General features: G+C 67.8%; 7 protein-coding genes. 2 read left to right on the forward strand and 5 right to left on the reverse strand.

Going from position 1 to position 10,527, the window contains the following annotated elements; all coding sequences use genetic code 11:
* Window positions 1-51: 51 nt before the first annotated feature.
* The gene (locus J8I33_RS30320) at window positions 52-1,041 is read right to left on the reverse strand and encodes an alpha/beta hydrolase fold domain-containing protein (protein WP_245170478.1); all 990 of its coding nucleotides are present in this window, start codon (window positions 1,039-1,041) and stop codon (window positions 52-54) included.
* A gap of 178 nt (window positions 1,042-1,219) precedes the next feature.
* Entirely contained in the window at window positions 1,220-3,781 is a 2,562-nt protein-coding gene (locus tag J8I33_RS30325; RefSeq protein WP_209939673.1) for a winged helix-turn-helix domain-containing protein, read from the reverse strand.
* Window positions 3,782-4,051: 270 nt separating this feature from the next.
* On the opposite strand from J8I33_RS30325, the gene J8I33_RS30330 reads away from it, so the two are divergent.
* Window positions 4,052-5,023, forward strand: a complete 972-nt coding sequence (locus J8I33_RS30330) for a LysR family transcriptional regulator (RefSeq protein ID WP_124557076.1) — start codon at window positions 4,052-4,054, stop codon at window positions 5,021-5,023.
* Between the two features lie 302 nt (window positions 5,024-5,325).
* On the opposite strand, the gene J8I33_RS30335 is transcribed toward J8I33_RS30330, so the two are convergent.
* A complete protein-coding gene (locus tag J8I33_RS30335) occupies window positions 5,326-6,372 on the reverse strand; it encodes an MBL fold metallo-hydrolase (RefSeq protein ID WP_209939674.1) in 1,047 nt (348 codons plus the stop codon).
* A 503-nt stretch (window positions 6,373-6,875) separates the two neighbouring features.
* Here J8I33_RS30335 and J8I33_RS30340 point away from each other — a divergent pair.
* Window positions 6,876-7,781, forward strand: a complete 906-nt coding sequence (locus J8I33_RS30340; RefSeq protein WP_050018288.1) for a LysR family transcriptional regulator — start codon at window positions 6,876-6,878, stop codon at window positions 7,779-7,781.
* Between the two features lie 28 nt (window positions 7,782-7,809).
* Here J8I33_RS30340 and J8I33_RS30345 read toward each other — a convergent pair whose 3' ends face one another.
* Both J8I33_RS30345 and J8I33_RS30350 read right to left on the reverse strand, forming a co-directional pair.
* Window positions 7,810-9,270: an alginate export family protein gene (locus J8I33_RS30345; protein ID WP_209939675.1), complete on the reverse strand. Its 1,461-nt coding sequence runs from the start codon at window positions 9,268-9,270 to the stop codon at window positions 7,810-7,812.
* A gap of 14 nt (window positions 9,271-9,284) precedes the next feature.
* Window positions 9,285-10,238: a glyoxalase gene (locus J8I33_RS30350; RefSeq protein WP_124557073.1), complete on the reverse strand. Its 954-nt coding sequence runs from the start codon at window positions 10,236-10,238 to the stop codon at window positions 9,285-9,287.
* Between the last annotated feature and the right edge of the window lie 289 nt (window positions 10,239-10,527).

The raw sequence follows: 10,527 nt of genomic DNA on the forward strand, positions 1-10,527 counted from the left end.
AGCTGCGGCGCTCGTCAATGCACTCGACTGACATATCGATCTGTCCCATATTCAGTGTCCGCGTAGCGTCGCGCGGATCGTGCCGCATGCTAATCGCAATGCCGCCTCGGTGGGCGGCGTGTCGGCAAGGCCATCGAGCACCGTGAAATCGTGAATCGTGCCGAGGCAGCGAACCGCGCTGACGCGCACCCCGGCGAGCATCAGCTTGCGGGCGTAGGCTTCGCCGTCGTCACGTGCGACATCGTTTTCGGCCGTGACGATCAGCGCGGGCGGCAGGTCTTCGAGATCCGTGTAACTCGCGTTTAGCGGCATTGCGATTGTTTCGCCGAGGTTGTCCAACGGAAAGCGCGTCCGTGCACGCATGCCCGTGGTCGGTGTGGTCAAGCTCGGACCGCCCGCATATCTCGCTGCCGACGCGCCCGCCGTGCTTGCGGAAAGCGTCGGACACAGCATGATCTGAAGCGCGATACGGGGGCCGCGGCGCGCCTTGACGAGCAGCGCGAGGGTGGCGACGAGATGACCGCCCGTGCCTTCGCCCGCGACGATGAGGGCGCCTCCGTCGAGATTCAATGCACGTGCGTGCTCCTGCAGATGAACGAGCGCGGCGAATGCCTGCTCGTTTTGGGTCTGAAAGCACGCAGCGGGCGCGGACGTGTAATCGACCAGTACGACGGCCGCCTCGGCGTCGGTGGCGATCCTGCGCGCCAGCCGGTTGTCGCTTTGGCCACCCGCGAAACTCGCGCCGTCCGGCAGGAAGAGCACGGCGGGCAGCGGAGTGGGCGCCGCCTGCGGCGGCCGCACGATCCGTATCGTGAAGCCCGGATCCGCAGCACCCGCTGTCAGCGCGATTTCTTCGGCGTGTATCGCGTCCGTCGCATCGCCGTTTGCCCATTCGCGCAAACGCTCTGCCGGAACCCCTGCCTCGGCGGCATGGTCGACGAACGATTGCGTTTCCGCATCGAGAACCGGATACGAGTCCGCGGATCTGATCAGGCCCGGTGCGGCGTCTTCGGGCAGACGGGCAGACGTGAAATCGTTCATGGCGCAGTTTCCGATGAGTGAGCTTGCTTGTCGATCCGGCGCCGTTGGCCGTCGACAGAACAAATTTTCATCGGATTCCCGCACGAGCCACAGTTAAGCGTTGCTAAGAGCCGTTAAGCCCATGTCCAGCAAGGCGTTCAGGCTACCGACGCGCGCTTCGAGCCGATTTGCCGTCGCTTCAGGTCCGCACACCGCGCGTTGCCGCGGCCTCCTGCAAATGCCCCTGCAACCACGACGGCGTGTCCGCCCGTCCCGCTTCGATCAATGCGTGTGCGCTCGCTGCGTCGCCGGCGCGCGCGAACACTTCGAGTTGCATCGGGGTGGCGCCCGCCGGCGTGACAGGTCTGCCTTCGTGAATGGCCTCGAAGCCCTCGCCCCATTTGTCCCAATACGCGAGACCGCGCCGGCGCGTGCGCTCGCGAAGCCGCGCGGTCCATTCGCGCGCAAGCGCCACTTCGCCTTCCCATGTCGCGACGGCGATCGAGCCGATCGCGAGCCCATAACAGACGGTCAGATCGTGATCGATCGCGAGCGCCTCCGTCGCGCAGTCGCGCGCGAGCGCCATCGCCGCGTCGGTCTCGCCCTGCAGCCACAGAATGCGCATCAGAATGGAAATCGCAGCGATATGCGCGTCGACCTGCGCGTGATTCGCGTGCGTCGCGCGCACCGGATCCTTGTCGCGCGCCATCACCGCTTCGATCAACGCGCGCGCGATATCGTGGTCCCCGAGGAAGTGATGTGACAGCGCACACATCCGGTCGGCGGTTTGCGTCGTCGAAAAATCACCCGTCCGTGCGGCGGCAGCGCGAAACGCACGCGCATGTTCGAGGCTTTCCGTGTACGCGCCCGCGAGCGTGCGATGCGCCCACACGCCCCACAGCATGCGCAATGCGAGCCGGTCGTCGCCGAGGCGCTGCGCGGCGGCCTGTGCGGCGTCGAATGCGTTCGCCATCGCCGCCGTCGGCCCACGCGTGTGCCACAGCGCGTGACCGTACGCGGCGAGCAGCTCGATATGCTGCGCCTTGCCCGCCAGATCCGAGTTTTCCGCCGCGGCGATCGCGCGCTCGGCCATCCGGAGGAACTCGTGAGGGAGCGAAAGATGAAACCACAGCGGCGCCGTCGCGATCAGCAGGTCGATCGCGAGCTGCGGCTCGCGATCCTGCGCGGCCGCCCAATCGAACGCGGCTCGCACGTCGTCGATTCGCTGGCTGTGAATCGCAAGCCACTGGCGCGGCGCCTTGCCTTCCCACGCCGCCACGGGGTCGGCAAAGATCGCGCAGCAGTACAGCGCATGGCGGCGGCGCGCGTCGTCGAGTTCGTCCGCCTCTTCAAGTCGCATATATGCGTAATGGCGCGTCGTGTCGAGCAGTCGATACGGATGGTCCGGATCGTCGATCGCGCAGGCGATCAGCGACTTGGCGATCAGGCCGGTGACGGCGTCGAAGGCGGCGAGTTCATCGACGTCGCCACCGGCCGCGACAGCCGCCGCGGCATCCATGCCGAACGCGGCCCGCATGACCGAGAGGCGGCGCAGCACCTGGCGCTCCTCCGGCCGGAGCAATTCATAGCTCCAGTCGAGCGTCGCGCGCAGCGTCTGCTGGCGCGGAAGCGCCGTGCGGCGGCCCTGCGTGAGCAGCGCGAAACGGTCGTCGAGCCGCGCTGCAATCGAATGCACGTCCATCAGGCCGACGCGCGCCGCCGCAAACTCGATCGCGAGCGGGATGCCGTCGAGCCGTCGGCAAATATCGATCACGGGGGCCAGATTCGCGTCGCTCAACGCGAACCGGTCATTGGCGGCGCGCGCACGGTCTTGAAACAGCGCGATCGCCGGGAACTGCACGGCATCGTGGAGGCTCACGCCTGCGACCGTTTCGGGCGACGGCAACGCGGCGAGGCGATGGACGGATTCGCCTTCCGCGCGCAGCGGCTCGCGGCTCGTGACCAGCAGATGCACGCCCGACGCGCCTTGCAGCAGTTGCTCGGCGAGCACGGCAACGGCATCGATCAGATGCTCGCAGTTGTCCAGCACCAGCAGCACCGGCGACGCCCCGAGCGCCTGGATGAGATCGGGTACCGGATCGCCGCTGGAGACGGCCACGCCGAGCGCCGAGGCGATCGTACTGGCCGCGCTCGCGGCCGCGGAAACCGGCGCGAAATTGACGAACACGGCGCGCATGCCGGTGCGCTGGGCGAAGCGATGCGCGATGGCCACGGCTACCGTCGTCTTGCCCATGCCTCCCGGGCCGGCGATGGTGAGCAAGCGTCGCTCGGGCAAGTGGTCGGTCAGACCTGCGATGACGTCCTCGCGGCCTATCACGCGAGCGAGCGTGACCGGCAGACCGCGTGAACCGCTTTCGGACCCGTTGGAAGGCTGGGCGGCGTGCGTATGGGGCCGTGGTGCGGCAGGGTCCACTGCGTCGGCACGGGTAACGGGCGCCGCGAAACGATAGCCGCGTCCGGGTTCGTTGACGATGTAACGCGCGCCGTCCGGTCCGTCACCGAGCACCTTGCGCAACGCCGACAGATGCACGCGCAGCGCGCCTTCCTCGACGACGTTGTCCACCCAGACGCTGTCGCACAGATTGCGCGTCGAGACCAGCGCGCCCGCCTGCTCGACGAGTACGACGAGAATGTCGAGCGCGCGGCTGCCGATTTTCAGCGGCGTCCCGTCCTTGAGCAGGATTCGTTGCGGGAATTGCAGCGTAAAAGGGCCGAACGCGAGGCTGTAAGGAGCGGTCATCGAGAGCGTCGTCGCGCGGGTTGAGGGTCGGCCGTGTCGACCAATACGGTGCGCTGGGCGCGCACACTGACGCAAAAACAGCCAATCATTACTCAAAAGCTCAGTACGCGCCCTTAAAAGATCTTAAAAAGAACCGCTTTGTTGCAGCCGACGACGATTGGCACGGATTCGGGCGCCGACTTAGCAACGCTTAACAAGTCGTAACTGGCCCGATGCGCGTCTGCCCGCCAATATGGCTCCATGCAAGCCAATCAATGATCGGAGGTCGATATGGAGCGTCTGAAAGCACTGGAGGTATTCAAGGCAGTGGCGGACCACGGCAGTTTCACGCGGGCAGCGGACGCCACCAATCTTGGCGTACCGTCGGTCAGCCGCGCGGTGCAGGATCTCGAAACGATGCTCGGCGTGCAGCTCTTCAACCGGACCACGCGCCGCGTCGCGTTGACCACGGCGGGCCATGCGGTGCTCGAGCGCGTCACGGGCGTCCTGTCCTCCTATGAAGACCTCGCGCGTACCGGCAGCGACGAAGCCGGCGATTGCGCGGGTAACGTCCGCATCGAGGTGCCGGCAATCTTCGATACCGCCCGCCTCACTTCCGTCCTGGTCCGCTTCATGCGCGCCTGGCCGAAAGTACGGGTCGACGTGCGGCGCGTCGATCACCTGGCCGACACGCTCGGCGATCTTGCCGACCTCGCGATCGTCGTCGGTCGTTCGGCACCGTCGTCGTGCATCGCGCGATCGCTCGCGGCCGTGCCGCTCGGGCTCTATGCGAGTCCTGCGTGGCTCGAACGGACCAACGATCTCGCTCACCCGCTCGATGTGCCTGCCGAAGCTTGCCTCGCGACGGGCGCACAGCATTCGGTGTGGACGGTCAGCCATGCAGCATCCGGGGACAGTGTGACGCTTGCCGCGCGCGCGGCGCTGCGCACGAATTGCCCTCATGCGCTTCTCGCGGCGGCCGTCGACGGCGAGGGGCTAGCCATCCTGCCCGACCCGCTCGCACGAGCGGCGCTCAATCGCGGCGAACTCGTGCGTGTGCTCGATGCGTGGCAGGTGGCGCCACTGGAAGCCTGTCTCGTTTACCGGTCCAGACGCAATCTCCCCGCGCGGGTGCGCAAATTGACCGAGTATTTGCTCGACGCCTTCGGCGAGCAGCGCGACGAGATCGGCGCAATGGCGGCTGTACCGAACATGGCCCGGATGGCGGCGACGCAGGCGACGCTCACGCCGTGCGCAGCTTGATGAAGATTTTGCTGATACGAATGCAGGGGGAACGACGAAATGATGGTCGATTTTGCTGGATGTCTGCTGGATGTGTCGTCGCGGTATCTCGGACTCGCGATCCAGAACCGGACGGTCGTGGCTTGCGTCGACGCCGGACCGGGACACGCAACGCGCCTGAGCGATTCGCATCGTGGCGCGTCGTCCTCCAGAATGCCGCAGCATGCGCATGCCGCCACGGAGGTGGCCTCTCCGCTGTAGCCGGCCCGTCGGAGAAGCGGTGTGACGGCACTTCGTGTGCGATGACGAAGGACGCCGGGCCGTCACCGCACCGGCGTCGCGTCGTAGTTGACCGGCACCCAGTCGTATTGCGCACCCTCGCGGCGCAGGTGGCCAAGCCCCGGAAACGCGATATGCGCGGCGCCGACGAGATAGCGTCGATCGGCGACGCGCTTCAGCGTGTCCCGCCGCGTACGGCGGGCGGCGCCGGCATCGCTGTCGTACTGGACCGTCGCGTCGACGTCGCGCAACTGGATCGCCGCCACGTGCACGATATCGCCCCACGCGAGCAGGCCCGCGTTCCCGCTCTCGATCAGATAAGCCGTATGCCCCGGCGTATGGCCGGGCATCGGCACCGCGCGAATGCCGGGCGCGAGCGTCGCTTCGCCGCGAAACGTCTTGAAGCGGCCGGCCGCGACGTAAGGGGCGACCGCCGCGGCGGCCGCGTCGAAAAACGACGCGAGGAACGCCGGCGCCTGCGCCTTGTTGGCGGGATCGAGCCAGTACGCGGCCTCGACGGCGTTCACGCGCACGACGGCATTCGGAAACGTCATCGCGCCATTCGACGCGATCCCGCCGACATGGTCCTTGTGCAGGTGCGTGAGCAGCACTTCGTCGATCTGCGCGGGCGCGTAGCCGGCCGCGCGCAGGTCGTCGATCAGCTTGCCGCAGCAGTCGCCGTACAGCGTGCCGGCGCCCGCATCGACGAGGATCCGCTTCGATCCGGTATCGACCAGGAACGCGTTGATCGATCCCTGCACGGGCGGCTCCAGGAACGCGCGGTCGAGGTCGCGCCGGATCTCGTGCTTCGAGATGTCGCGAAACACCGTGTCGACCGGAAGCGGATGAGTGCCGTCGGACAGCGCGATCACCGTGAAATCGCCGATCTTCTGCCGGTAGAAGCCGGGAGGCTGCTGGCCCGCGCCAGGGGCTGGCGCTGCGGATTGCGTTTCGGTTTGCGCATTGGCGTGGGCGTCGGGCTGCGCGCCGGCCTGCGCGAACGCCGCAGGCGCCGACAGGCCCGCGCACCCGGCCACGATCAGCAAACGGGCTGCATGCGCAACGCACGCGTGCCGGAACAGGGTCTTCATGCGATCTCCGCGACGAACCGTGCGCGCGCCCGGTCACGAACGGACCGACCCGTGCAACACGCAATGTCGCGCAGCTTATCGGGCGTCGTGGCGAAAATCCTGAGCGTCGCCTGAATTGTCCTGAAGACGCGGCACGCGCGCGCGGCCGCCGCACCGGCCGGCGCTAGAATGCGAACCGCATGCTACGCGACGTTACGACCCGCACAAGGGCCTGTTCACGCTAATAACGGGCTTGCGAACGTGCCTTTCCGCCCGCAGTGCAAGGAGTAAGGAGCGCCGTTTGGCCGTGCCAAACAAGCGACGCACGACGCCGCAATGTGGGCGGAAAGGCGCGTTCCCCTGTTTGGAAAAATGCATTCGTGGGGCTGCCCCCGGAAGGGCCGATCGCCGCGTCATGCTCCTCGCGAATACGTCGAGTATTCGCTTCGTCGCAATCCTTGCGCTCGGCCCTTCCGGGGGCCAGCGCAAGCCCGTTATTAGCGTGAACAGGCCCTAGCAACCCCATGGACAAATTCTCCGCGCTGCGCGCATTCGTCGAAGTAGCGGAAGCCGGCGGCTTCTCGAGCGCGGGGCGCCGGCTCGATCTCGCCGCTTCGTCCGTCGTGCGCGCAGTGGACGCGCTCGAGGCATCGCTCGGCACCGTGCTGCTGAACCGCACGACGCGGCAGGTCACGCTGTCCGACGCGGGCGCCGTCTACTATGCGCGAGCGAAACGCGTGCTCGGCGAACTCGCCGATGCCGACGCGCTGGTGGCCGACCGCGGCGACGCGCCGTCCGGGCCGCTGCGCGTGTCGGTCCCGGTCGCGTACGGGCTGCGACGCATCGCGCCGCACGTCGCCGCGTTCGTCGCGCGCCATCCGAAGCTCGACCTCGACCTGCAACTGACCGACGAACGCGTCGATCTCGTGTCCGCGCGGATCGACGTCGCGATCCGGCTCGGCGACGCGGCCCCGACCGCGGAAGTCGTCGCGCGGCCGCTCGGCACGTTCCGGCGCTACGTGGTCGCGAGCCGCGCGTACCTCGACGCGCACGGCACGCCCGCGACGCCGGGCGAACTGGTCGATCACGCGTGCCTGCGCTTTCATTTCGGCGTCGACCAGCAGACGTGGACGTTCGCCGGCGCGCAACGCACGACACAGGTCGTCGTCACCGGCCGGCTGAAATCGAATCACAGCGAGGTGCTGCGCGAGGCCGCGCTCGACGGCGCCGGTATCGCGCTGCTGCCCGACTGGCTCGTCGACGCGGATATCGAAGCGGGCCGCCTGCAGCGGCTGTTCGATCAGTACGACGTGACGCCGGGCTCGGCGCGCGCGGTGATCACCGCGCTGTACCTGCCGAACCAGCGCGGCTCGAAGCGCGTGACCGCGTTCATCGATTTCGTCGAATCGCTCGCCCGCGCGCAGCGCTGACACGTGCGGCGCGGAGCGACACGACGCGTCACCAGCCGAACTTCGCTTCCATCCCGAGATAGTCGGCATTGCGCGCACCGAGCGCACGAATCGACGAGCCAAGCTGGAAGTGCACGGCCTCGAGCGCGAGCGCGACGTTCGCGTTCACGAGCCAGTCGACGCGCGCCTGCGCGTACATCCCCGTCCACGCACTGCCCTTGCCGGCCGTGCCCGGCACCGCCGACATCCCCTGACCGTAGATCGCGTCGGCGGTCGTCTGCCGCCACTGGAAGCCGACGGCGGTGAGCACCGTCACCGAGCTGGCCGGCTTGAACGTCAGCGACGGCTTCACGTGGATCAGGTTGCTGTATCCGGTGTAGCCGGCGAGCGTGAAGTAATAGCCGTTCGGAAACATCGGGTTGAACGTGCCGACGCGCCGGTCGCCCGGATGCGCGTCGCCCGACGCGCCGTCGACCTGGATGCCGACGCGCGGCGTGCCGGCCGTCTTCGCGAACGTGTAGCCGCCCAGCGCGCCGAACGCCCACGCGCCGACCGTATCCTGCCCGACGTGGCCGGTCTGCAGCATCGCCTCGACGTCCCAGTCGAACCCGTCGGTCTTGCCCGCGTAGCGCATGTCGAACACGTCGCGCCGCTCGGTGCCGGATGCATCCGGATAGCGCGCGTTGTCGCGCGTATAGCGCGACCAGTACGCGGACAGATCGCCGGGCCCCGTTGCGGTGCGCTCGACGCGCACGCCGTCGAATCGCAGGTGCCGGTTCGACACGTCGTCGAACACGGCCGCATTGCGATACTGCACCGGGCGCGTCACATAGCCGATCAAGCGCCATTTGCCGATTTCGTAATCGGTCCACAGTCCGTCGTACGCCTGCCGCACGTTCGGGCCGTCGCGCACCGACACGAAACGCTGCAAGTCGAACGCCATCTCCTGCCGGCCGATCCGCGTCTTGAACGTGCCGGGCCCCAGTTGATCGACGTACGCGACGAACGCCTGCTCGATATCGAGCTGATCCTTGTCGACCGGGCCGACCGTGTCCTTGCCGAACGGCCGCGCATCGACGAACTGCACGAACGCCTGGAAGTGCCCGCGATAGCGCAGATCGGCATGCACGTTCGCGCGCTGGATCACGTAGTTGTCGTCGTGCGCGGCGCCGAGGCCGAACAGCGGCGCGTTGTTCAGTTCGAAGCGCTCGCGCAGGTTCGCGCCGAGCGACAGGTAGGTCGACGGATCGTCGCCGAGCCGTATGTATTTCAGCGCGTCGAACGGCTTGCGCGGCACGCACGGATTCGCGAGCACCGACCAGTCTTCCTGCCAGCGGTTGAACGACACCGTCGGGCGCTTCGCGGTGCACGCCGCGGCGGCGGCGGCCGGCGACGCGGCCGCGGCGGCCGCCGCCACATCGGCATCGGCGCCGACGGCCGATCCCGCGTGCAACGCGGCGCCGCCCGCCAGCACGACGCACGGCAGCGCGCCGCGCCACGATCGCTTCATCGGCCGGCGCACCGTCATTTCGACCGCGCGTGGATTTCGGCGACGTAGCCGCCCGGGAACTGCACGAGCGCCGCGTCGCGACCGTCCGACTTGAACGGCGGCACCAGCACGGTCACGCCCGCGGCTTCGGCCTGCTTCAGCGTCGCGGCGAGATCGGCGACTTCATAGCCCGTCATTTCGCGCCCGAACGGGTAAGGCAGGTGGCCGTCGGTCGCGAGCACGGTCATCTTGCCGAAGCCCGACTCGATGCGAATGCGGCGGTACGTATCGTTCGGCCGGCCGATCTCGATGCCCGGCGCATGGCGCACGTCGGACACGATCTTGCCGTGCGAGAACGCGGCGAAGTTGCGTGCGAGCTTGCTCGCGCTTTCCGGCGATACGTACACGCGGTTCTCCGGCACCGTCTGCAGCGGGTCGTAGTTCGGCGCCTGCGTGTGCCAGTACAGCTGCATGTTCACGCCGCCCGGCCACCGGACGATCGCGTCGCGGCCGATCGGGTCGGGGAACGTCGTCACGACGATGTCCGCGCCATGCGCACGCGCCGACTTCACCGCGACGTCCATGTCGGTGACGAGATAGCCGGTGCGTTCCTCGCAGAACGGATACGGGATCGGCGTCTTGAAACCGAATACCGAGATCGTGCCGACCGGCGTCAGCACGAGCTGCGACATCGTCTGGCTCGGCGTCGGCGTGACCTGGAACACGCCCTGCTTCGACTTCTTGCCGCCGAACGTCGCGACGAAGCTGTCGGTGAAGCGATCGAAGTCTTCCGGCGCGACGCACACGTGGGTCGTGTCGTACTGCGGGCCGACCGCGATCGCGGGGGAGCGCGCGGCGGCGGCCGGCGACGCGATGTCGTCGAGGTGGGTTTCGTCGGCGAATGCCGGCGCGCCGGCCAGCAGCGCGGCGAGCACGGCCGACGACGCGGCGGTCATGCGCAGCAGGTTGCGCAGGTTGAATGAACTCATTGGTTTTCTCCGTGATGTTGACGCGCGCGGCGTGGCGCCGCGCGCGGATTCTGATTCAGCGGGATGCAGGCCGCTCATCCGGGCGGCCCGGACGACAGGCGAGAAACACGCGCACCGCGAGCGGCAGCGCGCGGACCCATGCCGGGGAGTTGAAAGCGGTATGCACGCGATATCAGATCGCCCAGCACGAACAGCCGAACGCGCCCCAGAAGCCCTTCGCGTCCGACGTCGGCAACGTGCTCGCCCATGCGCTCGCGTGCGCATGCTGGTGAAGGTTGCATTCGTTCGC

The organism is Burkholderia sp. AcTa6-5 (genome assembly GCF_017815075.1).
In the GTDB taxonomy this organism is placed as follows: domain Bacteria; phylum Pseudomonadota; class Gammaproteobacteria; order Burkholderiales; family Burkholderiaceae; genus Burkholderia; species Burkholderia sola.

What these genes read in the sequence shown, in the direction of transcription:
- J8I33_RS30320 (WP_245170478.1), bottom strand. Translation starts at nt 1,041, where the DNA reads ATGAACGATTTCACGTCTGCCCGTCTGCCCGAAGACGCCGCACCGGGC.
- J8I33_RS30325 (WP_209939673.1), bottom strand. Translation starts at nt 3,781, where the DNA reads ATGACCGCTCCTTACAGCCTCGCGTTCGGCCCTTTTACGCTGCAATTC.
- J8I33_RS30330 (WP_124557076.1), top strand. Translation starts at nt 4,052, where the DNA reads ATGGAGCGTCTGAAAGCACTGGAGGTATTCAAGGCAGTGGCGGACCAC.
- J8I33_RS30335 (WP_209939674.1), bottom strand. Translation starts at nt 6,372, where the DNA reads ATGAAGACCCTGTTCCGGCACGCGTGCGTTGCGCATGCAGCCCGTTTG.
- J8I33_RS30340 (WP_050018288.1), top strand. Translation starts at nt 6,876, where the DNA reads ATGGACAAATTCTCCGCGCTGCGCGCATTCGTCGAAGTAGCGGAAGCC.
- J8I33_RS30345 (WP_209939675.1), bottom strand. Translation starts at nt 9,270, where the DNA reads ATGAAGCGATCGTGGCGCGGCGCGCTGCCGTGCGTCGTGCTGGCGGGC.
- J8I33_RS30350 (WP_124557073.1), bottom strand. Translation starts at nt 10,238, where the DNA reads ATGAGTTCATTCAACCTGCGCAACCTGCTGCGCATGACCGCCGCGTCG.